The organism is Flavobacterium silvisoli, assembly GCF_004329815.1.
Lineage (GTDB): Bacteria > Bacteroidota > Bacteroidia > Flavobacteriales > Flavobacteriaceae > Flavobacterium > Flavobacterium silvisoli.
The window spans coordinates 261359-287779 of sequence record NZ_SJPE01000002.1 but is presented as its reverse complement, the minus strand read 5'-3'; the positions used below and the strand labels follow the sequence as shown (position 1 = coordinate 287779).

Annotated in this window: 23 protein-coding genes; 19 read left to right on the top strand and 4 right to left on the bottom strand. The window is 43.7% G+C overall.

The genetic code is table 11. The features are described 5' to 3' along the window. The first annotated feature begins 157 nt into the window (after window positions 1-157). Window positions 158-1096, top strand: coding sequence for an L-threonine 3-dehydrogenase (locus tag EZL74_RS03595; RefSeq protein ID WP_131475220.1), 939 nt, complete (start codon window positions 158-160; stop codon window positions 1094-1096). Between the two features lie 50 nt (window positions 1097-1146). Here the strand turns inward: EZL74_RS03595 and EZL74_RS03590 are convergent, their stop codons facing one another. Both EZL74_RS03590 and EZL74_RS03585 read right to left on the bottom strand, forming a co-directional pair. Further along, window positions 1147-1644: a nuclear transport factor 2 family protein gene (locus EZL74_RS03590; protein WP_131475219.1), complete on the bottom strand. Its 498-nt coding sequence runs from the start codon at window positions 1642-1644 to the stop codon at window positions 1147-1149. 67 nt (window positions 1645-1711) lie between these two features. After that, complete coding sequence (locus EZL74_RS03585) at window positions 1712-2143, bottom strand: hypothetical protein (protein WP_131475218.1); 432 nt, start codon at window positions 2141-2143, stop codon at window positions 1712-1714. Between the two features lie 272 nt (window positions 2144-2415). On the opposite strand from EZL74_RS03585, the gene EZL74_RS03580 reads away from it, so the two are divergent. The 16 genes from EZL74_RS03580 to EZL74_RS03505 all read left to right on the top strand — a co-directional run bounded on the left by EZL74_RS03580 (window position 2416) and on the right by EZL74_RS03505 (window position 19397). Beyond that, entirely contained in the window at window positions 2416-3873 is a 1458-nt protein-coding gene (locus EZL74_RS03580) for a CoA-acylating methylmalonate-semialdehyde dehydrogenase (RefSeq protein ID WP_131475217.1), read from the top strand. Between the two features lie 207 nt (window positions 3874-4080). Beyond that, complete coding sequence (locus tag EZL74_RS03575; RefSeq protein WP_131475216.1) at window positions 4081-5433, top strand: aminotransferase class III-fold pyridoxal phosphate-dependent enzyme; 1353 nt, start codon at window positions 4081-4083, stop codon at window positions 5431-5433. 12 nt (window positions 5434-5445) lie between these two features. Continuing rightward, window positions 5446-6897, top strand: a complete 1452-nt coding sequence (locus EZL74_RS03570; protein ID WP_131475215.1) for an NCS1 family nucleobase:cation symporter-1 — start codon at window positions 5446-5448, stop codon at window positions 6895-6897. An 80-nt stretch (window positions 6898-6977) separates the two neighbouring features. Beyond that, window positions 6978-8360 carry a dihydropyrimidinase gene (hydA, locus tag EZL74_RS03565; RefSeq protein WP_131475214.1) on the top strand — a complete coding sequence of 461 codons (1383 nt, stop codon included), beginning with the start codon at window positions 6978-6980 and terminating at the stop codon, window positions 8358-8360. 80 nt (window positions 8361-8440) lie between these two features. Next, window positions 8441-9307, top strand: a complete 867-nt coding sequence (locus EZL74_RS03560) for a nitrilase-related carbon-nitrogen hydrolase (RefSeq protein ID WP_193553745.1) — start codon at window positions 8441-8443, stop codon at window positions 9305-9307. A 102-nt stretch (window positions 9308-9409) separates the two neighbouring features. Beyond that, window positions 9410-10795 (top strand): NAD(P)-dependent oxidoreductase, encoded by a 1386-nt coding sequence (locus EZL74_RS03555; RefSeq protein WP_131475213.1) that lies wholly within the window; start codon window positions 9410-9412, stop codon window positions 10793-10795. 4 nt (window positions 10796-10799) lie between these two features. Next, on the top strand, window positions 10800-12068 hold the full coding sequence (preA, locus tag EZL74_RS03550) for an NAD-dependent dihydropyrimidine dehydrogenase subunit PreA (RefSeq protein WP_131475212.1): 1269 nt from the start codon (window positions 10800-10802) through the stop codon (window positions 12066-12068). A gap of 119 nt (window positions 12069-12187) precedes the next feature. Next, window positions 12188-13423, top strand: a complete 1236-nt coding sequence (locus EZL74_RS03545; RefSeq protein WP_131475211.1) for a M20 family metallo-hydrolase — start codon at window positions 12188-12190, stop codon at window positions 13421-13423. A gap of 98 nt (window positions 13424-13521) precedes the next feature. Beyond that, entirely contained in the window at window positions 13522-14475 is a 954-nt protein-coding gene (locus EZL74_RS03540) for a 2-hydroxyacid dehydrogenase (RefSeq protein WP_131475210.1), read from the top strand. A gap of 271 nt (window positions 14476-14746) precedes the next feature. Beyond that, complete coding sequence (locus EZL74_RS03535; RefSeq protein WP_131475209.1) at window positions 14747-16489, top strand: T9SS sorting signal type C domain-containing protein; 1743 nt, start codon at window positions 14747-14749, stop codon at window positions 16487-16489. 47 nt (window positions 16490-16536) lie between these two features. Beyond that, window positions 16537-16935: a hypothetical protein gene (locus EZL74_RS03530; RefSeq protein WP_131475208.1), complete on the top strand. Its 399-nt coding sequence runs from the start codon at window positions 16537-16539 to the stop codon at window positions 16933-16935. Next, window positions 16932-17327 (top strand): VOC family protein, encoded by a 396-nt coding sequence (locus EZL74_RS03525; protein WP_131475207.1) that lies wholly within the window; start codon window positions 16932-16934, stop codon window positions 17325-17327. Before EZL74_RS03530 ends, EZL74_RS03525 begins: the two co-directional genes overlap by 4 nt. Before the next feature lie 95 nt (window positions 17328-17422). Continuing rightward, window positions 17423-17761 (top strand): TM2 domain-containing protein, encoded by a 339-nt coding sequence (locus EZL74_RS03520; protein ID WP_131475206.1) that lies wholly within the window; start codon window positions 17423-17425, stop codon window positions 17759-17761. A gap of 3 nt (window positions 17762-17764) precedes the next feature. Beyond that, window positions 17765-18169, top strand: coding sequence for a DUF2752 domain-containing protein (locus EZL74_RS03515; protein ID WP_131475205.1), 405 nt, complete (start codon window positions 17765-17767; stop codon window positions 18167-18169). Then, window positions 18166-18597 (top strand): DUF4870 domain-containing protein, encoded by a 432-nt coding sequence (locus EZL74_RS03510; RefSeq protein WP_131475204.1) that lies wholly within the window; start codon window positions 18166-18168, stop codon window positions 18595-18597. Before EZL74_RS03515 ends, EZL74_RS03510 begins: the two co-directional genes overlap by 4 nt. A gap of 83 nt (window positions 18598-18680) precedes the next feature. Continuing rightward, window positions 18681-19397 carry a M48 family metallopeptidase gene (locus EZL74_RS03505; protein WP_161971686.1) on the top strand — a complete coding sequence of 239 codons (717 nt, stop codon included), beginning with the start codon at window positions 18681-18683 and terminating at the stop codon, window positions 19395-19397. Window positions 19398-19433: 36 nt separating this feature from the next. Here the strand turns inward: EZL74_RS03505 and EZL74_RS03500 are convergent, their stop codons facing one another. Then, window positions 19434-21245: a GNAT family N-acyltransferase gene (locus EZL74_RS03500; protein WP_131475202.1), complete on the bottom strand. Its 1812-nt coding sequence runs from the start codon at window positions 21243-21245 to the stop codon at window positions 19434-19436. 195 nt (window positions 21246-21440) lie between these two features. On the opposite strand from EZL74_RS03500, the gene EZL74_RS03495 reads away from it, so the two are divergent. Both EZL74_RS03495 and EZL74_RS03490 read left to right on the top strand, forming a co-directional pair. Further along, window positions 21441-22202 carry an exodeoxyribonuclease III gene (locus EZL74_RS03495; protein WP_131475201.1) on the top strand — a complete coding sequence of 254 codons (762 nt, stop codon included), beginning with the start codon at window positions 21441-21443 and terminating at the stop codon, window positions 22200-22202. 58 nt (window positions 22203-22260) lie between these two features. Continuing rightward, entirely contained in the window at window positions 22261-23226 is a 966-nt protein-coding gene (locus tag EZL74_RS03490; protein WP_131475200.1) for an OmpA/MotB family protein, read from the top strand. Window positions 23227-23315: 89 nt separating this feature from the next. Here EZL74_RS03490 and EZL74_RS03485 read toward each other — a convergent pair whose 3' ends face one another. Continuing rightward, window positions 23316-26417, bottom strand: a complete 3102-nt coding sequence (locus EZL74_RS03485; RefSeq protein WP_131475199.1) for an efflux RND transporter permease subunit — start codon at window positions 26415-26417, stop codon at window positions 23316-23318. Window positions 26418-26421 lie beyond the last annotated feature (4 nt).

Here is a 26421-nt window from a genome sequence, read left to right as displayed (position 1 = left end):
AAGCAAACTTCAGTATAAGGCAGTTAACGGAATGGTAATTTTTTTGAAAAAAGAACACGATTTTTTGCCCGAAAAACATTTTTGAAAACCGTATCTTTGCTTCACATTTGAACCCTTAGACTTTAAGGGGCGAAGTGGAATAAAACAAACACACTAGATGAATACAAAAATCCTAATCATTGGTGCCTGCGGGCAAATTGGGACAGAGCTTACCAAAAAACTGAGAAGCATTTACGGCGTTGACAATGTGATAGCTTCCGACATCCGAAAACTGAATATTGACATTGTAAATGAAGGGATTTTTGAAGTAGTCAATGCTTTGGATTTCAATCAGATTGAACATTTGGTGGAGCAATACCAAATCACCGATATTTATTTGATGGCCGCTTTGCTTTCGGCTACAGCTGAAAAGAATCCGGCTTTTGCCTGGGATTTGAACATGAACTCATTATTTCACGTACTGAATTTGGCCAAAGCGCAAAAAGTTAAAAAAGTATTTTGGCCTTCGAGTATAGCGGTTTTCGGGCCTACCACTCCAAGAATTAATACCCCTCAGTACACCATTATGGAGCCTACCACCGTTTACGGTATCAGCAAACAAACAGGTGAAAGATGGTGTGAGTACTATCATAATGTTTATGGAGTAGATGTGCGTAGTATTCGTTATCCGGGTTTGATCAGTTGGTCAACCGAGCCAGGCGGAGGAACTACTGATTACGCAGTAGACATTTACCACAAAGCCCTGAAAGAAGGCAAATACGAATGTTTCCTTTCCGAAAATACTGCTTTGCCGATGATGTATATGGATGATGCTATTAATGCTACCGTTGAAATCATGCAGGCTCCTTCAGAACAGATTAAAATACGCTCTTCGTATAATTTAGCCGGGGTGAGTTTTACCCCCAAAGAAATAGCCGCAGAAATTAAAAAACACATTCCCGATTTTACCATTACTTACCAACCCGATTTTCGTCAGAAGATTGCTGACAGTTGGCCGGCTTCTATTGATGACAGTGCTGCCCAAAAGGATTGGAACTGGAAGCATAAATTTGATTTGGCTTCTATGACGGTGGAAATGTTGGAAAATTTGAAATAAAAAAAGGCTGCATTTAAGTGCAGCCTTTTTTTATTCCCTGAGTATTTGATTTAGTGTTTACCGAGAGTTTGAATGAGTTGCTCTTCAATGGGGGCTTTAATTTTTACCACATCCTCTGTTTTTTCGTTAGGAACCGTCATCGAAAGCACATAGTGTTTTATTTTCCAGTTTCCGTTTACAGAGACTAAAACTCCTGACCCACGACAAATTTTCATTTGGGTATCTAATAATTCGTCAAACCAAGCCATTTTTTTATCGGTACTGAGATAGATGTGTCTCTCTAAACTTTTAAAATTCCACGCTTTACCATTTCCAAAATAAGGTTTGGCAAAGGCTTCAAAAGCGGCTTTGTTCCAGTTTTCGGTAGCATCAGTTCCTATAAAAATGGCGTCATCGGCGAGCGCATTAAAGTAATTGTCAAAATTAGCTTCGGCTGCCGCTTTGTGCCAGGAATCCAGAGTCAGGTTGATTTGTTCTTTGGTTTTGTCCTGGGCAAAGACAAGTGTTGAGACTAGCCCAATTAACGCAACAAGGATGGTTTTTTTCATAAAGTATAATTTGGTACGAAAGTTTAAAAATACGCGTAAATCTTTTTGAATTCACATAATCCAGCGGTTAGTCAAACAATACGATTCCCTTCTTTTCTATGTGGTAGCGGATTTGTTCTTCGCTGTATGCATACCTTTGGGCTAATTGTTCGATTTGTACGTCTTTAAAATATTCGGTTATGATTTTTTTTAAATCTTTTTCATCAATCGGAGGCAAAACGGTTTCCTGAATTTCAAAGACTTCAAAAGATTCAGTTTCTGATTTTGTTTTTTGAGCTTCCTGTTTTTTTCTGATGGATTTGAATTTGGCTTTGGCCATGTTGGCCACTTTGGCCATTTGGGTTAAGTCGTCAAGAGTAGTTTGAAAACGGGCTTCTCCTTTGTTGCCGTTCTTTTTGACGGTGATGAAAGCGGTAGGCGGCTCATCTTTTTCATTAATGGTTACAGTGAATTGGTTCAGAGGACCAATTTCTCTGTAACTAGTTGTTTTTTCTTCCATGATGTTTAGTTGTGTTGTTGTGTCACAAAAATAAGTTTTTTTTATAACGAAGCTATATTCTAAAACGGTTTTCATTAACATTTCGTTGTTATTAACCCAATGTACTTTTTATGAAAACAGCTGATTTGTAATGTTTTTGTGTTCCGATGCTTGAAAATGCTTATCAATTGTAGCTAAAAATAGTAAAATGATAATAATTCATTACTAAAATTTGTTTATTGAGTATTTGTTAGTACTTTTATTAAAATATTTGTAAAATAATAACAATTTCAATGAAATACCCAGCAATTCAGAATTACATCAACGGGCGGTTCGTCCCGGCAACCACATCAGAAACGTTAAATGTCATCTCTCCCTTAGACGGGAGTTTTTTATCTACAGTCCCTTTATCCAACAGCAACGATTTAGACAATGCCGTCCAAGCGGCTCAAGCGGCCTTTCCGGGGTGGAGCAAAACACCCATTAAAGAACGCGTGCAGGTTTTCTTCCGTTATAAAACCTTATTGGAAAAACACCTCAAAGAACTCGCCGAACTCTGCAGCGAAGAAAACGGAAAAACCTACGGCGAATCGGTAGCCGAAATCGAAAAATGTATCGAGTTGACGGAATTCGCCACTTCGTTGCCGCAATTGATAACAGGAGAATTGTTGGAAGTCAGCAAAGGAGTGGAATGTCGAACGGAACATGTGCCTTTGGGTGTGGTCGCTTCCATAGTGCCGTTTAATTTCCCATCGATGGTGCCCAATTGGACGATTCCCAATGCCATTGCGTTGGGGAATTGCATGATTATCAAACCTTCCGAAAAAGTGCCGCTGAGCTGTGGCAGAATCGCCGAATTATTAAAAGAAGCCGGTCTGCCTGATGGTGTGTTCAATGTCGTGCACGGCGGTGTCGATATCGTCAACGCCATTTGTGACCACCCAAATATTGAAGCGGTTTCTTTTGTCGGTTCCACTAAAGTGGCCAAAATTGTCTACCAACGCGCCACTCAAAATTTAAAAAGATGTTTAGCCTTGGGCGGTGCCAAAAACCACTTAATGGTGTTGCCCGATGCCATTCCGGATATGACGGCGCAAAACGTGGCCGCTTCCATGTCGGGCTGTGCCGGACAACGCTGTATGGCGGCTTCGGCTATGGTAGGCGTGGGCAATGTGGATCATATCATCGCCAAAATTTGTGACGAAGCGCGCAAAATTGTACCCGGCCAAAACCTTGGTGCCGTGATCGACGCGGCTTCCCAACAACGCATCGAAAGGTATATCACCCAAGCCGAGAAAGACGGCGCCAAAATATTAGTCGACGGCCGAAACACCAAAGTACCCGGAAAAGAAAACGGAACGTATGTCGGTCCAACCGTCATCGACTATGTAACCCCCGAAATGAGCGTGGCGCGCGAAGAAATTTTCGGCCCGGTCATTTCCATCATGCGCACCAACACCGTCGATGAAGCTTTGGCTATCGAAAACAAAAATCCCTACGGAAATGCGGCCAGTGTCTTTACCCAAAACGGCGGTATGGCGCGTTACATCATCGACAAGGTCAGTGCGGGGATGATAGGCGTGAACGTGGGTGTTCCGGTGCCGCGCGAACCGTTCAGTTTTGGCGGTTGGAACGAGAGTAAATTCGGCGTGGGCGATATCACCGGAAAAAGCTCCATCGAGTTTTGGACGAAACTCAAGAAAAGCACCGTCAAATGGAATGCCGAAGCCGGCGTGAACTGGATGAGTTAATGAATTATGTTAAATGTTGAATGCTAAATGTTGAATGATTTTAGGAGCTAATCCCGCTTTCCGCGCTACACGGTAGCTTGCTGCACACGAGCGAAGCGACTGCCGAAGGAATCGGGGCTAGGGGATATGCTTAAAAGGAAACCTCATTTAACATTCAAAATTATCTAACGATCTGTTCGCTAGCGCTCGGGTCAAAATAATAAAAGAATGATTACTAAAGAACAAACCTTAACCAAGGAACAAATTATAAGCGACAGTAAACAATACAGTTTATTTTCGTGGTCAGCCCAAGCGAGTGTGAATCCCATCGCCATCGAACGGGCCGAAGGCGTTTATTTATACGACTATGACGGCAACCGCATTATCGATTTTTCGTCGGGCTTGATGTCTGTCAATATCGGCCACGGCGACCAACGCGTTACCGATGCCGTAGTGGAGCAAATGCAAAAAGTCAGTTTTGTGACGCCCAGCTGCACCACGGAAATCCGCGCCAAACTGTCCAAAAAGCTGGCCGAAATCTGCCCGGGCGATTTGAACAAAGCCTTCTATACGCTTTGTGGGACGTCTTCGATTGACAACGCCATCAAATTAGCAAGACTCTATACCGGAAGACACAAAATCATTGGACGGTATCGCGCGTTTCACGGCGGTTCCATCGGCGGGATGTCGGTAGGCGGCGACCCGAGAAAATTGGCCAACGATTCCCAGCAAATGCCCAATGCCATTCATCTCGACGACCCGTATTATTTCTTTGGCATGAAAAATTTAGACGAAGCCACCAAGCTAAGTTTAAGTTTGGAATACGTCGAAAGAGTCATTCATTTGGAAGGCAAAACCAATATTGCGGCCTTTATCTTTGAGGGCGAAAGCGGTTCTTCGGGCTGTTTGCACTATCCGAAAGGCTACTTAAAAGGCGTAAAAGCGCTTTGCGAAAAATACGGTATCCTGTTCATCGCCGATGAAGTCATGAGCGGTTTTGGGCGTACCGGTAAATGGTTCGGGTTTGAGAACCACGACATCGTGCCCGATATGGTATGTATGGCCAAAGGCTTAACTGCGTCGTATTTGCCGTTAGGCTGTTTGATGGTATCCGACAAAATTACCGAAAAATTTGAAAACACACCCATGATGATTGGGTTGACCTATAACGGTCATCCGGTGGCATTGGCCGCGGCTTTGGCGGTTATCAATATATACGAAAGCGATAACCTAATCGAAAATACCCGCAAAATGGGCGCCTATCTCGAATCGAGAATCGAAGCCATGCGGGCACAACACCCCAGTATGGGAGCCTTCCGCAATACCGGTTTGTTGGGTTGTTTGGATGTCTTAAAAAACAAAGCCACCGGCGAATTAATGGCACCCTACAACGCCGCCGGCGACGATTTGAAAATTACCAATCAGATTGCGGCCAAAATCCGAGAACTCGGCATGTACACGTTTGTGCGTTGGGGCTACATTTTTATCGCACCGCCGTTGTGTGTCACCGAGGCCCAAATCGATGAAGGGTTAGCCATCATCAGCGAAGCGCTCAAAATTTCCGACGCGGCCCTAGTTTAACCAATACCAATCATGTCCGAAAATCAACATCTTACAAATTCGTCTTTGTACAGTGAAGACTTGGCGCCGGTTTCTGCCGATAAAAGAAGCTGGACGACTTGGAATTATGCGGCCTTATGGATCAGCATGAGTCTCTGTATTCCGACCTATATGTTGTCGAGTTCGTTGATTGAAGGCGGTATGAATTGGTGGCAGGCCATACTGACTATTTTTTTGGGCAATTCCATTGTTTTGATTCCGATGATTCTCAACGGTCACGCGGGCGCCAAATACGGCATACCGTTTCCGGTGTTTGCCCGGGCGAGTTTCGGAACGATGGGCGCCAACATACCGGCCATACTCAGGGCCATAGTGGCCTGTGGTTGGTTTGGTATCCAAACCTGGATTGGCGGCTTTGCGCTATACCAAATGCTGCGGTTGTGGATTCCGGCTTTAGAAACCCTGACGCCAATTTTTCCCGATTCCTGGGGCTTGCAAACCGGACCCGCGATTTGTTTTTTCCTATTTTGGTTGCTCAATATGTATGTGGTGTATTTGGGTGTCGACAGCATCCGAAAATTACTGGTATTCAAGGCGATTTTTCTTCCGGTAGCGGCTTTGGCGTTATTGCTTTGGGCGCTGAATGCAGCGCATGGATTAGGGCCAATTTTAGACACACCGTCCAAGTTTGCGACCCGTTCGGATTTCTTCAAATTCTTTTTTCCGGCCTTGACCGGTATGGTCGGTTTTTGGGCCACGTTGTCTTTAAACATCCCCGATTTTACGCGTTATGCCACTTCCCAAAACGCACAAATCAAAGGGCAATTGTACGGTTTGCCTACCTCGATGACACTGTTTGCCTTTGTCGGGGTCGTAGTGACTTCGGCCACCACGATTGTATTCGGAACCACGATTTGGGATCCGGTAATTTTAGCCGGAAAGTTTGACAGCAAAGTATTGGTCAGTTTGGCCATGATAGCCGTGGCGGTTTCAACATTGGCTACTAACATAGCGGCCAATATAGTGAGTCCGGCCAACGATTTTGCCAATCTGGCACCGAGTAAAATCGATTTTCGCAAAGGCGGTTATATCACCGGAATCATTGGGATTTTAATTTTCCCATGGAGATTAATCGCCGACCCATCCGGGTATATTTTTACCTGGTTGGTGGGTTACTCCAGTTTGCTTGGGCCTGTGGGCGGCATCATGATCGTTGATTATTATTTCATCCGAAAACAGACTTTAGCGGTGGATGATTTATACAACAGCCAAGGAATATACCGTTTTACCAAAGGGTTTAATCACAAAGCTATTTGGGCTTTACTGATAGGGATTCTCCCGAATGTACCGGGTTTTTTAACGACAATTAAAGTGGTGGATGCCACTGCATTCCCGGGTTGGATTTCGGAACTATACCACTATGCCTGGTTTGTAGGCTTTGGCATCAGCGGATTGATGTATTATATTTTAATGAAGAAGAAATAAAATTATGTTGGATGTTAAACGTTGAATTTTAAACAACTCCAATTCAACATTCAGCATTCAGCATTTAACATAAAATAGAAATGAGTGTTTTAATCAAAAACGGAAGAATCATCACCGCAACCGATGATTATGTAGCGGATATTTTTATAGAAGGCGAAACCATTTCGGCCATAGGCAGAAACTTAAACGTGCAAGCCGATGAAGTCATTGATGCTTCGGGGAAGTTAGTTATGCCGGGAGGTATTGACCCGCATGTGCATCTCGACATGCCGTTTATGGGAACCTATTCGAGCGACAATTACGAAACCGGAACCCGTGCCGCACTTTTTGGCGGAACGACGACGGTGATTGATTTTATCCTGCAAACCCAAGGTAAAAGCCTGCAATCTGCCCTACAGGAATGGAAAGGCCGTAGCGACAACAATGCCGTAGGCGATTACAGTTTCCACATGGCGGTAACCGATTTTAATGAGGAAACCAAAAAAGAAATCCGGCATTTTATCGAAGTCGAAGGCATCACCTCTTTCAAAACCTTCATGGCCTATAAAGGTGCGTTGATGATCGACGACCGCCAAATGGTGGGTTTGATGCAGGAAGTCAAAAAACACGGCGGTTTGATCAACGTGCATGCGACCAATGGCGACATGATTGATTTTTTGATTGCCAAACACAAGTCGGAAGGAAAGACCGCACCCTTGTACCATTATTTATCCCAACCCGAAGTCACCGAAGCCGAAGCCAGCAGTCGCTTTGCCGATATGGCCGATTACACCGGTTGTCCCGGTTATATTGTGCATCTAACGTGTGAAGGCGCGTTAAATGCCGTGCGTTTTGCCACCCGAAGAAACCAACACGTGTTTGTAGAAACCTGTATTCAGTATTTGGTTTTGGATGCGAGCTTGTACGAACAAAATTTTGAAGGCGCCAAATGGGTGATGTCACCGCCTTTGCGCGAAAAGAAAGATCAGGAAACGCTTTGGGCCGGATTGAATCAAGGCCTGGTCAACGTAGTGGCTACCGACCATTGTCCGTTTATGTGGGAACAAAAGCTGATGGGTAAGGATGATTTCTCCAAAATTCCGAACGGGCATCCGGCCATCGAGAACCGTATGGAATTACTTTTTAGCGAAGGCGTTAACAAAGGCAAAATTACCTTGAATAAATACGTGGAAGTGGCATCGACCAATGCCGCTAAAATCTTTGGGATGTTCCCCAAAAAAGGAACGATTGCCATTGGCAGCGATGCCGATATCATTTTAATGAATCCCAACGAAAAACACACTGTTTCCGCCAAAACCCATCACATGAATGTGGATTATAGCGGGTATGAAGGTTGGGAATTGACAGGAAAAGTAAAGACCGTGTTGCTTCGCGGTAAAGTAGTCATTGACAATAATGAATGTAAAGTACAAAAGGGTTACGGCCAATTTGTGAAACGCAATAAAGTAGACGGAAAAATTTAAAAATGGTTGTTGGTTGATAGTTGTTAGTTGTCGGAAAGACAAGGAAACCATCAACCGCCAACCGTCAACTATCAACTAAAATGGCAAGAATCGTAAAATCAGGACTCATTCAATTGAGTTTGGCCAAAACGGAAGGCGAAGGCACCATCCCCGAAATCATGGAGGCCATGGTACAAAAGCACATTCCGTATATTGAAGAAGCGGGCCGACAAGGGGTGCAGATTTTGTGTTTTCAGGAAATTTTTAACACACCTTATTTTTGTCCGGGGCAGGATTCCAAATGGTATGCTTCCGCAGAACCCGTTCCGGGACCGACTACCGAACGAATGGCGGCGTATGCCAAAAAATACGACATGGTGATTATTGTTCCCGTGTATGAAAAGGATCAAGCGGGCGTGTTGTACAACACGGCGGCCGTGATTGATGCCGATGGCACTTATTTGGGTAAATACCGCAAAAATCACATTCCGCAAACGGGCGGTTTTTGGGAAAAGTATTTCTTCAAACCGGGGAACTTAGGCTATCCTGTGTTTCAAACCAAGTATGCCAAAGTGGGCGTGTACATTTGCTACGACCGTCATTTCCCCGACGGCGCTCGCTGTTTGGGCTTGAACGGTGCCGAAATCGTGTACAATCCTTCTGCAACCACTGTCGGGCAATCCCAGTATTTATGGAAATTGGAACAACCGGCGCATGCGGTGGCCAATGGCTATTTTATGGGGTGCATCAACCGTGTGGGAGAAGAAAAACCCTGGAACCTCGGACGTTTTTACGGGACCTCGTATTTCGTGAATCCGTTGGGTGAAATTTTTGCCTGTGCCTCTGAATTTGAAGATGAATTGCTGGTGGCCGAATTCGATTTGGATCTCATCGAACAAGTCCGAAGCAAATGGCAGTTCTACCGTGATCGAAGACCGGAAACGTATGGAGAGATAACAGCACCTTAATAGCTAATTATGTTGAATGCTAAATGTTGAATGTTGAATAAAAAAAGCATTTGACAGTTACCATTCAGCAGTTACCATTCAAAAATTTAACATAGAAAAAATATGAGTATTAAAAATAACCGATTAACTGCGGCCGAATATCAGGAGAACTTTGCCGATATCCACCCGCCTTTTGAAACACGCGACGCAGCGTTAACCGAAGCCAACCGTTGTCTGTTTTGCTACGACCCGCCGTGTATGAAGTCGTGCCCGACATCTGTTAATGTACCGAAATTCATCAAACAAATTGCCACCGACAACCTCAAAGGTTCGGCCCATACCATTTTGGCCTCCAACATCATGGGTGCCGGTTGCAGCAAGGTGTGTCCGGTAGAAAAGTTGTGTGAAGGCGCCTGTGTGTACAACATGATGCACGAGGAACCGATTAATATTGCCCGTTTGCAGCGTTATTCTACCGAAAAAGCGATGGAAAACAACTGGCAGTTGTTTGACCGTAAACCTTCGAAAGGCAAAAAGGTAGCCATCATTGGTGCCGGTCCGGCCGGATTGAGTTGTGCGCATACGTTGAGCCGCGAAGGCATCGATGTGACGATTTATGAAAAAGAAGCCAAAGGCGGTGGACTCATGACGTATGGCATCGCAGCCTACAAAGTAACGCCGCAGTTTTGCGAAGATGAGGTAAATTACATTACGTCCATTGGCGGCATCGACATCAAATACAATCACGAATTCGGAAAAGACGTTACGCTGGAGCATTTACAACAAAACTACGATGCCGTGTATATGGCGTTTGGAGTCGGAATGGCGCGACAGTTGGACATCCCGGGCGAACATTTGGAAGGTGTGGAAGATGCCATCAAGTTTATTTACGAATTAAGAAACAATGATTATTCCAAAATAGCCGTAGGCGATAAAGTGGCGGTTATCGGTATGGGAATGACCGCGATTGACGCGGCCACCCAAGCCAAACGTTTGGGTGCTTCCGAGGTGACTTTGGTGTACCGAAGAACGCAAGCCGAAATGCCGTGTACCCAAAAAGAATTGGATATTGCCAAATTAGACGGTTGCAAAATCGAATGGTTAGCCGCACCAAAAGAAATCAAAGGCGAAAACGGAAAGGTTACCCAATTGGTTTGTGATGTCATGAAACTCGGCGAACCCGATGCCAGCGGTAGAAGAAGTCCGATAGCTTCAGGCGAAACCTTTACACTCGACGTAGACATGGTCATCAAAGCGGCAGGGCAAATGCCTTTCACCTCTTTGGTGAATGCCAATAACATCAAAAACAACAATGGAAAGATTGCCGTAAGCGGAAAATCAACCACCAAAATGGCCGGTGTTTTTGCCGGTGGCGATTGCGTCAACGGGGGCCGCGAAGTAGTCGATGCGGTACAGGCCGGAAAAGACGGAGCCGCTGCGATTTTGAAACACATCATTTCCCCGGATTACATCATCGAATCCGAATTAAAACCAACGTTTAATAATTAAGAATATGGCAGATATATCCACCGATTTTTTAGGCATCAAATCACCAAACCCCTTTTGGCTGGCCAGTGCGCCGCCCACCGATAAAAAAATAAACGTAGTCCGTGCTTTCGAAGCGGGCTGGGGGGGTGTCGTTTGGAAAACCTTAGGTTCCCAAGTCAAAAATGTATCCTCGCGGTATTCATCCGTGAATTATGGCGGAAAACGCATGATGGGGTTCAACAATATTGAGCTGATCAGCGACCGACCGCTGGAAATCAACTTACGCGAAATCACTGAAGTCGTCAAAATGTTCCCCGACCGTGCCATGATTGTTTCGCTCATGGCCGATAACAACCGCACCGCTTGGCACGAGCTGATTAAAAAAGCCGAAGATGCCGGTGCCATGGGCTTCGAACTCAACTTTGGTTGTCCGCATGGGATGACCGAACGCGGCATGGGGGCCGCCGTAGGCCAAGATCCCGAAATTGCCAAAATGGTGGTGGAATGGGTCATGGAAAAAGCGACGATTCCGGTCATTACCAAACTGACTCCGAATGTACATTCCGTAGTGCCAACGGCCAGAGCGGCTGTAGAAGGCGGAACGAATGCGTTGAGTTTAATCAATACCATTCAAAGTGTGACCGGAGTGGATTTAGACACCTTGGTTCCCAATCCGTATGTGGCCGGACAAAGTGTTTTTGGCGGCTATTGCGGCCCGGCCGTGAAGCCCATTGCACTCAAAATGTTGACCACCGTGGCTCAGGACCCGGTAACCTCTAAAGTTCCGATTTCGGGAATTGGCGGTGTAAGCACTTGGAAAGATGCGGTGGAGTTCATGTTGTTGGGTGCCACTTCGGTACAGGTGTGTACCGCGGCGATGAATCACGGTTTCCGCATTGTGGAAGACATGTGTGAAGGATTGAGCAATTGGATGGACGAAAAAGGCTATCAAAAAACCACCGACTTCATCGGAAAATCCGTAGAAAAAATCACCCATTGGGAAGATTTGGATATCAATTATCATCACATCGCCAACATCGATCAGGACAAGTGCATCCATTGCGGATTGTGTTTCATCGCCTGCGAAGACACCTCGCACCAGTCCATTAACATCGAAAGAGGCAATCCGTATAACAATTACACGGTCAACGAAAAAGAATGTGTGGGCTGTAATTTGTGCAAACTCGTGTGTCCGGTTGACGGCTGTATCACCATGGTTGAACACCGTGTGGCTCCTGAGTATGTAAACTGGAAAGACTGGCAACGCGAAGGACGTCCGTTAAACGACCACTAATCAGAAGAAAGAAACAAGAAGCAAGAAGAAAGATTTTGGGCGTGCCCCTACGGGTCGGGCTTTCCGCAGTACACGGTACTTGCTCCAATCCCTCACGCGGTTAACAGTAATAATAACTTATGAAAATAAACAATGTGCGTCTTCAATCGTATTTTGAAGCGATGTCAGCAATAGGCAAAATCGGCGAAACCGGAACCTGCCGCCCGGCGCATACTGCCTTGGAAAAGCAAGCCTTTGAACTCGCAGGCTCCTGGATGCAAGAAGCTGGGATGTCGGTCCGCATCGACAACTTCGGAAACCTCATTGGCAGACTGGAAGGTAAAAATCCCGGCTTGCCTGTTTTGATGATGGGGTCTCACCTCGATTCCCAACCCTATGGTGGCCGCTTTGACGGGGTGGCCGGTGTATTGTGTGCTATTGAAGTCGTTAGGACTTTGCACGAAAACGGGATCCAACCGGAGCGTTCCATCGAAGTCATTTCGTTTGCCGATGAAGAAGGCTGGCGGTTTAACAAAGGGCTTTTCGGCTCTCGCGGCATTTTAGGAAAACTGGAAGAAGGCGAATTGCAACGCAAAGACCAAGACGGCATTACCCGTGCGCAAGCGTTAAAAGATTTTGGCTGTGATATCACTAAATTCGCAGTCTCCGAATACCAACCCGGAAGCATTTTCTGCTTTTTGGAACTGCATATCGAACAAGGGCCGATTTTAGATTACAGCAACAAACCCATTGGCGTGGTTTCCGGAATTTCAGGGCCCTTGTGGTGGACGGTCAAATTGAAAGGAATGGCGGGCCACGCCGGTTCGGTGCCCATGCCGATGCGCCGCGATGCCATGATGGGCGCCGCAGAAATCACCATCGCTTTGAACGAAATTGCCACGCAGGTACCCGGAAATCCAACCGTAGGGACGGTGGGAACGTTGAAAGTGTTTCCGGCTTCGCGTAACATCATCGCCGAAGAAGTGGAAATGACGGTGGACTTGCGCGATATTGATTTGGACCGCAGAAACCGATATGAACAACAACTTCGCGACCGCATAGCGGCCATTTGTGCCAAACATAAATTGGAGTATTCCATCTCCGAAGACACCAACAGCGAGCCGCGCTATTGTGCCGATTGGATTAAAAAAATCATTCACTCGGAATGTGAAAAAATGCAGTTGGATGCCCCCGAACTCATGAGCGGTCCGTTTCACGATGCACTCGCGTTGTCCTATGCTTGTGATTACGGTATGATCTTTGTGCGCTGCAAAGACGGCATCAGTCACAATCCGCTGGAATATGCTTCGTATGAAGATTTGGCCCTTGGAGCGAATGTCTTATTGGGCACCGTAACAGAAGTTTTGAAAAAATAAAAATAGTTTAGTTAAGTTGATTGAAAGTCGTCATGAGTAATCTGTCGGCTTTTTTTATTTTCATCAAAATGCTACCTTTACGCTTTCAACACACGACCATGTCCATACACGACACCAAAATCCTTCACCTCGACAGCAATCATCCTTTGCTTTGGGACCAATTGGAGCAGGCCGGTTTTCAAAACGAAGCCGACTTTACTTCGTCTAAAACTGAAATTGAAGCTAAAATCCACAACTATCAAGGTGTGGTCATTCGAAGTCGTTTTAAAATAGACCAAGAGTTTATTGACAAAGCTGTTAATTTAAAATTTATAGCCCGTGTGGGTGCCGGTTTGGAAAGTATTGATTGCGACTATGCCGAATCTAAGGGAATACAACTCATTGCCGCTCCGGAAGGCAACCGCAACGCTGTGGGCGAACACGCTTTGGGGATGTTGTTGTCGTTGATGAACAAACTGAACCGCGCGGACAGGCTTATCAGACAAGGGCAATGGGTGCGCGAAGGCAACCGTGGGTATGAGTTGGAAGGGAAAACGGTGGGGATTATCGGGTATGGTAATATGGGAAAATCGTTTGCACAAAAACTACGCGGATTTGACGTTGACGTTTTGTGTTGCGATTTACTCCCAAATGTGGGGGATGGCAATGCCAAACAAGTATCGCTTTCGGAATTACAAGCCAAAGCGGATGTGCTCAGTCTTCACATTCCTTGGACGCCCGAAACGGATAAGATGATCAACACCGATTTTATCCATGCTTTTGCTAAGCCGTTTTGGTTTATCAATACCTCGCGCGGAAAAAATGTAGTGACCGATGATTTGGTCGCCGCTTTGGAATCGGGTAAAATTCTTGGAGCCGGATTGGATGTGTTGGAATACGAGAAATTGTCTTTCGAAAATTTATTTATCGATACCGAAAGACCCAAAGCCTTTGAATACCTGCTGCAGGCGGAGAATGTGTTACTGACGCCCCATATCGCGGGCTGGACTTTTGAAAGCCATCAAAAGTTGGCACAAACCATAGTGGATAAGATTTTACAATTATTCTGCTGATTACTACATAAAAGCAATTCAATCCCTGTTGTCCGACAGGGATTTTTTTATACTGCGTGTCGATGTGATGTCGTGAAAACCATTATTTATTGTATTTAGTCGATAAAAATACATTTCATCTACAATAAATGTCATTTCGTCTTTAAGAGAAGTGTTTTGGTCTAATTTGAGAAAAGGAGTAACTCTATCTTTCGGATATTTGATAGATATTAGTATCCCCAAGACTACCTGATTGTTTCTTTACGTTTAACTCCTTAACTACTCAATAATTATGGAAATAAAAATACCACTTCATTATATTTTACTGCCATTGTTGTTTTTAAGCAGTATAAACGGGAATGCACAGCATAACGGCAATGTTAATCACGGGTTGGCTTCTTCGGGAGCAGTTGCCTTAAAATCGACGAATCAAACCAATTTGGTTACAACAACGTGGTCTGGTGGAGTTTGGGATAATGGTGCGCCCGATTTTACGATGAATGCCGTGATATCGAGTACTTTTATTTCGGGTGGAGTAAATCTTGATGCCAATTCGCTAACCATAAATAACAATGCCAGTGTGGTGATTTCTTCAGGTGATACCGTAAGCTTGACAGGAAGTCTTATCGTAGAACCCGGAAGTTTAGTGGTGTTTAATAACAATGCCAATTTGATTCAGGATGGAACAACCAATACGAATTCGGGAGCCATTATTATTAAGCGCAACAGTTCATTGTTGAAACGCTTGGATTATACCTTGTGGTCTTCTCCTGTTGCCGGTACGCAAACCTTGTTGGCGTTTTCTCCGGAAACTTCTAATATCAGTCCCAACAATATCCGTTTTTATAAGTACAATACCAATACCAATCTGTATGATGTAACCGATCCGTCTACCACAACTTTTGCAAATGCCACGGGTTATTTGATACGAATACCTAACAATCACCCGGCTACTACACCTACCATTTGGACCGGTCAGTTTGCAGGGGTTCCCAATAACGGGGATTATACTTATACGATGGCTGATTATGGTGTAGGGAAACGATTCAACCTGGTGGGAAACCCTTATCCATCGCCCTTGGATGCTACTAGTTTTGTAACGGCCAATAGTGATAACATTACCGGAACACTTTACTTTTGGAGAAAAACCAATAATGCCCTAAATGCGGCTTATTGTACCTGGTCAACCTTAGGTTTTGTTACCAATGAAGATCCCCAGGCCGTTGACCCGAACGGGGTTATACAAATTGGTCAGGGCTTTTTTGTGGAAGCTACCGGGAATGGAACGGCTTTGAATTTTGATAATACGATGCGTATTTTCAATCACGACAACCAGTTTTTTAGAACGGCGGCTAACAATGTGGAAAAAAACAGAATTTGGTTGAATGTTACTAATGCATCCGGTGCTTTTTCGCAAACGTTAATTGGATATGTAGCCAACGCCACTCAGGGCGTGGACGCTTCTGTTGACGGGAAAGCCATGAACGACGGCTCAGTGTCGTTGACGTCTCTTATTGGTTCAACTCCCTATGCCATTCAAGGCAGAGCGTTGCCGTTTGCCGCTGATGATGTGGTTCCGTTATACTTTAAGGCTACCGCTGCCGGAGATTATACCATCGCTTTGGATCATGCAGACGGATTGTTTTCGGGAAATCAAGCCATTTATTTAAAAGACAATACCACAGGAATCATTCATGATTTACATACCGGAGGGTATACGTTTTCTTCAGCAGCAGGTAATTTTGATTCTCGTTTTCAGTTGTTGTATCAATTGCCTTTAGCGGTTGCGGCTCCGGAGTTCAATGCCAATCAGGTGGTGCTTTATACTACTTCAGCTAACGAATTGGTTGTCAACAGTGGTGCTGTGAAACTGGCTGCTGTTTCGGTTTTTGATGTACAAGGCAGATTGTTGCTTGAGAAAAAAGGAATCAATGCCACTCAAACTATTATAAATACCGATTCCACCAATCAGTTGCTTTTGGTGCAACTCACTTCTGAAGATGGGGTAAAGGTTACCAAAAAAGTCATCAAATAATTGCTCGGTATTTACTAGCTTTGTTTATAACCCTTAACCGAAAGAATATGAACAAAGTTAGTTACTATTTAGTGGTTGTGGTGGGTGTACTGACCCTGCTGCAATTCATTCCCCATGCTTTCGTGGGATTTCCTGCGGTTTTAGAACACATACAAAAAGGAGAAATCAACGGCAGTGCCACCCAAAGCATGCAAATGATTTGGCTTTATTCTTCCATCATGATGCTCTTGTCGGGTATCTGGATGTTCTTTTTAGCAAAGCCTGTTTTAGAAGGAAAACACGTAGCCCGAATTCAGGTTTTGTATCTGAGTATCGGGTTAATTGCTTTTGGATTGGGCTGCAGTTATATTGTTCAGGATGTTTTTAATCAGATGTTTTTCTTTACTGCTGAGGGAATCTTACTTTTATTGGCGGTAACTGTATTTTATAAAAAAGAACAATCATGAGTAACAAAGATTTAAAGAGAGTAACAGGTTTGGGTGGTTTTTTCTTCAAAAGTGAGGACCCAAAGGCAATGAATGAATGGTATGCAACTCACCTTGGAATTCCGGCAGGACCTTACGGATGGTCCTTTGAATGGAAGGATGCTGAAGGCAATGACGGCACCACCCAATGGTCTATATTTGATGCCAAAACCAACTATTTGGAACCCAGTGATAAACCATTTATGATTAATTACAGAGTACACAATTTAGAAGCTTTATTAGCCGCTTTACAAGAAGAAGGGGTAACTATAGTTGGGGAAATGCAAAGTTATGACTATGGAAAATTCGGTTGGATACTTGATCCCGAGGGCAATAAAATAGAACTTTGGGAACCCGTGGACAGCGCTTTGTAAAAAAGGGTTATAAATGTTGGGTCTGAAATGATTTTTTTATAAGAATTTTATATATTAGAGCCATCAATTAACTAACCAAATAAAAAACAAAACGTATGGAATCACAAAAGGTTGACATGTTCATGATGACAAATGCCAAGTACTTCGAGGGACATCATTTAAACGCTATCAGAGAAAAATTACTTAGTCTGGACGATTCAAAATGGGGTATGGTACAAACCCTTCAGTTCAAAGATCCTACTACCAGTATCATTGTTTCGTTATTGGGAGGAGGTTTAGGAATCGATCGTTTCATGATAGGCGATACCGGTATGGGAATCGGAAAATTGTTGACTTGTGGGGGCTTAGGGATTTGGACCATCATCGACTGGTTCCTAATCATGGGAGCTACCCGTGAAAAAAACATGGAGCTTTTCCAAAATTCACTTTACTAAAAAATGACCCGGAATAAGTTATATTCCTTATTGCTTATAGCTTGTTTCGCCGGATTCAGTTATCTTTTTTACCAAACGCATGCGGTACAAAATGACACTGTTCGAGTGTGTATCATCAAAAACGTGACGGGGTATCCTTGTCCGTCGTGTGGTACTACTCGAGCAGTTTTGCTGCTTATGAAAGGAAAAATAACCGAATCCCTGCTCGTGAATCCTTTTGGAATACTGGTGGCGACAATAATGACCGTTTTGCCCATTTGGATTTTTGCCGATATCGTTTTACAAAAAGAAACTTTTTATATCCGATATAAAAAAACGGAAGCATTACTCAGAACCCCACGACTTGCCCCATTTTTGGTGCTCTTGGTGGTGCTCAACTGGATTTGGAATTTATACAAACATTTATGATACAGGAAACCTCTTTTACTTATAAACCCAGCGAACACGAACGCGAAAAAGCGTCTAACAGCTATTTGATGTCTCTGGTGGCCCTTATTGCCGGTTTGCCTTTGCCGATTATCAATTTGCTGGCTACTTTTTTCTTTTATTTGGCCAACCGGAAAGGAACGTATTATGTGCGTTGGCATTGTACACAAGCATTGTTTTCACAATTAGCCCTTTTGGGCATCAACAGCGCCAGTTTTTGGTGGACAGTTTCCATAGTGTTTTCCGATGAAAAGGTAAGCAATCAATACTTTGCCTACATCTTTACCGTGATTATCTTTAATTTACTGGAGATTTTTTCAACCATTTACGCAGCCGTGCAAACCCGTAAAGGAAAACACATCAAGTTCTTGTTTTTTGGTAACATTACTAACTTAATCTGTAAACCCTGATGATAAAGAAAACACTAATTCAAGGACTGATTATCGTAGCGGGATTTTTTCTGATTTGGTTCGGATTTTCTCAAATAGATTTTATGAAGCTCTTCAAAGTAAATGAGAGAACGCATACTATGGAAACCAAATTGGGCGATATGATTTGGTCTCAAATTCAGGATTCCGAGCAAATGGTTACCAATGATACACTGATCAAAACCTTAGATAAACTAGTAAATCCTCTTTGTAAAGCCAATGATATCGAACGCGATTCGTTGAAGATTCACCTTGTGATTAAAGATGAAATCAATGCTTTTGCCTTGCCCAATAATCATTTGGTGGTGTACACCGGTTTAATCGAAGATTGTAAAAAGCAAGAAGCGCTACAGGGCGTACTGGGTCATGAAATTGCTCATATCGAACGCAATCATGTGATGAAAAAACTCTCTAAAGAAATCGGATATTCTGTCCTTTTGACGGCTGCCGGCGGAAATAAGGGAGGGCAACTGGCCAAACAAATTCTCAAAACCTTGTCTTCGTCAGCCTATGACCGCAAACTCGAAAAAGAAGCCGATATCACCAGCGTAGAGTATATGATAAAAGCACACATCGACCCCAGACCCATGGCTGATTTTATGTACCAAATTGCTCAGGACCGAAAAATGCCCGAAGGCATGGGCTGGATAGCCGATCATCCCGAATCGGAAGAACGCGCCAAATACATCCTGGAGTATATCAAGGGCAAAAAACTGAACAACAAATCCTCTATTTCCGAGAAAGACTGGAAAACCTTTCAGGAACAAGTGGCAAAAGAATAATAAAAAAGGCAACCAATGAGGTTGCCTTTTTTATGCTTACTTATAATTCTTTTCTTTTCGTTCCAGCTCGGCCTGAAATTCTTCCATAACCGGTTTTACGGTGCTTTCGGGCAAATCGGCTATGCGGATGTACATCAACCCGTCAACGGCATTGTTGAACATGGGGTCTACGTTAAACGCCACTACCCGGGCATTTTGCTTGATGTATTTTTTGATTAACACCGGTAAACGCAAATTTCCCGGCTCTACTTCATCAATGATTTTGTCAAATTTATTCAAATCAGCCTCGGTTTCGTTGAAGACAAAATCTTTGTCGGCATCCTTGAGTTTTACTTTGAATTCTTTTTTCGGGTGAATGTATTGCGCCACATACGGGTCGTAATAATGCGACTTCATGAATTCAATCATCAACGATTTGGAGAACTCGGTAAATTGGTTGCTGATGCTTACTCCACCAATGAGGTATTTGTGCTCCGGATACCGCAGCGTGGTATGTACGATTCCTTTCCAAAGCAGGAATAACGGCATTGGTTTTTGTTGGTATTCATTGACAATAAAGGCCCTTCCCATCTCGATGGATTTAGACATCATGTCATACAATTCGGGTTCAAATCGGAATAAGTCCTGAAGATAAAACCCTTCTATGCCGTATTTCGGAAAAATTTCAGAACCCAATCCCATGCGGTAAGCTCCAGCAATTTGCTCGGCTTCGTCATCCCACAAAAACATGTGGTGGTAATAGGAATCGCAACGGTCTAAATCGATGGATTCGTTAGTTCCCTCACCAATTTCCCGGAAGGTAATTTCGCGCAAACGGCCTATTTCGTGAAGAATATTCGGGATGTTATCGGCCGGAACCAGAAAAACCAGGTAGTTTTTGCTTTGCAGCAAACGGAAATCGCTGTCTTTTAAAGCGGCAATTTCTTCGAGTATTTTATCGTGGTTGGCCGGTTTTACAATTTGTTTCGGGTTTTTGGGTGATTTTAAATTCAGGTTCAGGTTTTGAGGGTCGAAAAGGTTGTTTTCCTTGTTGAAGGAATTGGCCAGCATGTATGTTTTTCTTCTCAAAAACTCTGAATATTCTTCGATGCTTTTGTGTTCATTTTGTTCGGCTACCGAAATGGGTTTACCAATACGCACCTTGATTACCCGGTCCTTTTGAGTCAGCAATTCCGATGGAAGTTTGGCGGTTCTGAGTGTTGGATTGATCTTGGATAAAAGGTAAAAGAAATAGCTGTTTTTGGCATGAAAATAAATAGGAACTACCGGCACCTGAGCTTTTCGGATGACTTTGATAGCGCCTTCTTCCCAGTCTTTATCTACTACCAGTTGTCCGTCTTTATAGGTCGAAACCTCACCGGCAGGAAACATCCCCAGGGGTTTGCCGTCGCTCAAATGGCGCAGGGTTTCCTTGATTCCGATAACGCTTGATTTGGCGTCTTTGTGATTTTCAAACGGATTCACCGGCATGATATAAGGCTTCATCGGCTCAATACGGTGCAGTAAAAAATTGGCAATAATTTTGAAATTAGGTTCTCTTTCGAGCATTAACTTCAAAAGTAAAATACCGTCAATGCCGCCAAGCGGATGGTTGGATATGGTAATATAGGCGCCTTCTTTGGGCAATCGTTTAAAGTCTTCTTCGGGAATTTCAAATTTGATTTGAAACTCATCCAAAATAGCATTCAGGAATTCTACTTCGCTTAAATGTTTATTTCGGTCGTAAATTTTGTTTAAGGTTGAAATTTTTAAAGCTTTCATTAGTAACCAGCCACAAAAAGTTCCGAAAACCCCATATTTATCAGCTTTTATCGCTTTTGCAACCTCTTTGGCAGTAACTAAACCCATGTATACTTCTGATTTTTGAGTAAGAAACAAAGATAACAATTCTGCTTAAATAGCTTTCAGAAAAAAGCGAATTCACTGCCTAATTTTAATTTTTTATTATGACTTATGAGTTTCAAATGTTTAGGTTTTTCTCTACTTTTGAGCCCAAGGTCATTTGGGCCGAATGGAACAACGTTAAACACTAAACCCACCTTTATGAGGATCATCTCATACAACGTAAACGGCATACGGGCAGCTATTTCTAAAGGTTTTTTAGATTGGTTGCAGCAAGCCAACCCCGATGTAATTTGCCTGCAGGAAATAAAAGCTACCGAAGATCAGATTCCGTTGCTCGATGTGGAACTTTCGGGTTATCCGTATCACTATTGGTTTCCCGCTGCCAAAAAAGGATATAGCGGCGTGGCCATTTTATCTAAAATAAAACCCAACAATGTAGTTTTCGGCACCGGTATCGACTATATGGATGCTGAAGGCAGAAACCTCCGTGTTGATTTTGACGATTTTTCGGTGATGAGCCTTTACCTGCCTTCGGGTACCAACATTGACCGACTGGATCACAAGTTTATGTATATGGACGATTTTCAAAAGTATGTTGACCAACTGAAGAAAGAAATCCCGAATTTGGTCATCTGCGGCGATTACAACATTTGTCACGAGGCCATAGACATACACGACCCGGTGCGCAACAAAAATGTCTCGGGCTTCTTGCCGGTAGAGCGTTTGTGGTTGGATAAGTTTATGAAAAGCGGCTTTATCGATACCTTCCGTTTCTTTAATAAGGAACCTCATCACTACAGTTGGTGGAGCTACCGTGCCAATGCCCGTGCTAATAATAAAGGGTGGCGTATTGATTATTGCCTGGCCAGCGAACCCCTGCGCGACCGCTTAAAAAGAGCCGTGATTTTGCCCGAGGCTAAACATTCTGACCATTGCCCGGTACTGGTGGAGATAGATTGATTTTAGATTAATAGATGATAGACGGATAGACAACAGATAATAGATTAAAAATAGTAATATGATAAAAAGAACAATTTTAGGTGTAGTATTGTTGGGAATGATGAGTTCTTGTGTTTCCAAAAAAATCTACAACGATTTGGAGAACAAGTACACCGATTTGAAGAAAGAAAATCGTTCGCTGACCGATGAAAACGATGAGTTGCACAAAGCCAATGCTCAGTTTGACTCCATCAACAAATCGCTTACGGCAGAGCTCAGCAAAATCAAAGCGGAGAAAGACAAACTCCAATCCGACTGTGCTGCCACGGCCAGTAATCTTAAAACCTTACAAGATTCCTACGCTGCATTGGAAAAAAACAGCAACGACGCTTTAGAAACCAATATGAACAAAAACCGCGAGTTATTGGCACAATTGGAAGCTAAACAAAAGGCTCTTGCTGCCGAACAGGATCGTTTGAATAAACTGAAAAACGACCTCGCTTCGAGCACGCAGCGTTTAAACGAGTTGGAAAGCATGATTGCGGCCAAAGATGCCAGCATGAAAAAATTGAAAGAAACCTTGTCTAAAGCTCTGAACGCCTTTGAAGGTAAAGGACTGACTGTAGAACAGAAAAACGGAAAAGTTTACGTGTCTATGGAAAACAAATTATTGTTCCAAACCGGAAGCTGGGCTGTAGGTACCGAAGGAAGAAAAGCCGTGGTGGAAGTAGGTAAAGTGTTGGCACAAAACCCTGACATTACCGTGTTGATTGAAGGCCACACCGATAACGATAAAATTTTCGGAGCCATTGGTGGCGGAGTAGAAAATAACTGGGATTTATCAACCAAAAGAGCTACAGCCATCGTCAATATTTTGGGCGAAAATGCCGGTATTCAAAAGAAAAACCTAACGGCGGCCGGTCGCGGAGAGTTTGCCCCTATCATGAGCAACGACACCCCCGAAGGCAAAGCCAAGAACAGAAGAATCGAAATTATCTTAACGCCTAAGTTGGACGAAATTTCGAAAATGTTGAATGAATTTTAATTATTGATTCACCTAGTAAAAAAGCCTCACATATAGTGAGGCTTTTTTGTTTAACTTTAAAATTACATGTAAAAGAGTTTGTTCTGATTTTAATCCATCAGTTTGTGTTTGCTTCGATTGAATATCCAGAAGATAATCGGGAAAATTAAAAGCGTCAGCACTGTAGCGGTAATCAATCCGCCGATAATTACTACGGCTAACGGTTTTTGAGATTCAGAGCCGATTCCGGTGGAAAGCGCTGCCGGCAATAATCCGATGGCAGCCATCAAAGCAGTCATCACTACCGGGCGGGTTCGGACTTTTACCGCTTCTAAAATCGAATTTTCGATGTTGGTTCCGGTTTTAAGATTTTTATGAAATTCAGAAATCAGAATCACACCATTTTGAATACAGATTCCGAACAAGGCAATGAATCCGACCCCGGCTGAAATTCCGAAATTGATTCCGGTGATGTGTAAAGCCAAAATACCGCCAATCAAGGCAAAAGGAACATTGGCCAATACCAGCAGCGCGTCTTTTACTTTACCAAACATGATGAACAGCAAGACGAAAATCAGGATTAAACTCACCGGAACCACTTGCCCCAAACGGTTAGTGGCTCGCACCTGATTTTCAAATTCTCCGGTCCAGCCAATGGTGTAACCGTCGGGGAGTTTGACATTTTTTTCAACATTAGCTTGGGCTTCGGCTATGGTGCTGCCCAAATCGCGGTCACGAACCGAGAATTTAACTCCAATGAAACGTTTCATGTTGTCGCGGTAGATGAAGGCCGGGCCTGTAGCCGCTTTGATTTCAGCAATTTCTTTCAGCGGTACTTTGGTGTTGCGCAACGTAGGCACCATCAAATTGGCCATGTCATCGGCATTTTTTCGGTAGTCTTTGTCATAGCGAATACGCACGTCAAATTTGCGCTCCCCTTCGTATTTTTGAGTAGCCGTTTTTCCGCCAAAGGCCATTTCCAATACGGCTTGGGCATCGGCCAGCGTAACCCCGTAAGCGGCCATTTTTTCTTTGTCTAAGGTTACGCTCAACTCGGGTTGTCCTATGTTGCGCAGGATCCCTACGTCTTTAATTCCGTCTACCGTTTCGATTTGTTTGATCACCTGATTGGAAATTTCATTTAATTTCTCCAAGTCATCGCCATAAATTTTGACCGCATTTGAGGCATTGATACCGGCTACCGCTTCGGCTACATTGTCGATAATAGGTTGGGAATAATTGTATCCTATTCCTTGGAATTTCTTCAGTTTACGGTCGATTTCTTCTACCAGCTGATCCACCGAAATTTTTCGCTTCCATTCCTCTTTGGGTTTCAGATTCACCTGCATCTGTACATAATAAAATCCGCTGGGATCGGTACCGTCATTACTGCGCCCGGTTTGCGACAGTACTCCGTTGACTTCGGGGAAACTGCGGATTTCTTTTTTCAGCACTTTGACCATTTTTACCGTTTCATCCAAACTGGAGCTCATAGGCAGTTTGGCTTCTACCCACAGGGCGCCTTCATTTAACGGAGGCAAAAATTCAGTTCCTAAAAACTTCGCCGAAGCCAGTGTAAGTACGAGAATTGCAACAGACACCAATAATGATAAGCGTTTGAATCGAAAGGTAAACCGGAAGCCTTTCTCTACGATGTGGTTCCAAAAATCTACAAATTTGTTGTGTTTTTCTTTAACATTCTTGTTGAGCAACATGTGAGATAAAACAGGTACCAGTGTCAGCGTAAAAATAAGCGCACCGAGCAAAGCAAATCCTAATGTATAGGCCAATGGCGAGAACATTTTGCCTTCTACTTTTTGAAAAGCAAAAATGGGAAGCAGCGCTGTTATGATAATCATCTTAGAGAAGAAAATGGCTTTCCCCATCTCGGTTCCGGTTTTTTTGATCCAACCGGCTTTGGCCAGTTTATTGAATTTTTCCATGCCCACCTCTTTGGCTTTATGGTCGAGCATCACGAAAAGCCCTTCGACCATTACTACGGCACCGTCAATGATGATTCCGAAATCGACCGCACCGAGTGAGAGTAAGTTGGCACTCATTCCCATCAAATTCAAGCAAAAGAAGGAAAAGAGCAAGGCTAACGGAATGACTATAGAAACCACTACCGTTGTTCTCCAATCGGCCATAAACAGCAAGACCATCAGGGTAACCAACAAAATACCTTCGAGCAAATTGTGCATTACGGTAGCAGTGCAAAATTCCATTAAATTGTCACGGTCGTAAAATACCTTCAGCTCAACGTCTTTGGGCAAAACTTTGGTTTGCAGTTCTTTTATTTTTTCTTTGACCCGTTCCAACACCTGAGGGGTGTTTTCGCCTTTGCGCATGACCACAATGCCTTCGACCACATCTTCGTTGTCGTTTAAACCGGCTTGTCCTACCCGGGGCATGGAACCTTCACTCACCGAAGCGAGGTTTTTTACCAAAACCGGATTGCCGTTACCTTGTGTAACAATAATGTTTTCGATGTCGGGGATAGACTGCAACAATCCGATTCCGCGAACCACATAGGCTTGTCCGTTTTTTTCGATCACATCTCCGCCTACGTTGAGGTTGCTTTTGTTTACCGCATCGTACACTTGTAGCGGAGTGAGTTTGTATTTTTCTAATTTTCTGGGGTCGACATTTATTTCGAATATTTTGGTTTGACCGCCAAAGGCATTGATGTCGGCCACGCCCGGAACCGACCGAAGTGCTCTGTCGACTACCCAGTTTTGAATGGTGAGTAAGTAACGGGAATCCTGTGTTTTGCTCTCGAGCGTATACCGGAAGATTTCGCCTGTGGGGCCATAAGGCGGTTGTACTTCGGGTTCAACCTCTTCGGGTAAATTGACATTTCGAAGTTGGTTATTGACCTGATTTCGGGCAAAAGCATCATCAACGCCATCATCAAAAATGATTTTGATGACTGATAAACCAAACATGGAAGTACTGCGGACGCTGGTTTTTTTCTGCAATGAGGTCATTGACAACTCAATGGGCGTGGTTACAAAACGCTCTACCTCTTCGGCACTTTTACCATTCCATTGGGTGATTATTATGATTTGGGTATTGGTTACATCCGGAAAGGCTTCGATGGGCATGTTTTTGAACGACAAAAACCCGCAGATGACCAAAATGCTTACCCAAAAAAAGGTGAAAGCCCTGTTTTTTAGGGAAAAAGCAATAATATTTCGAATAAAACGATTCATGTTG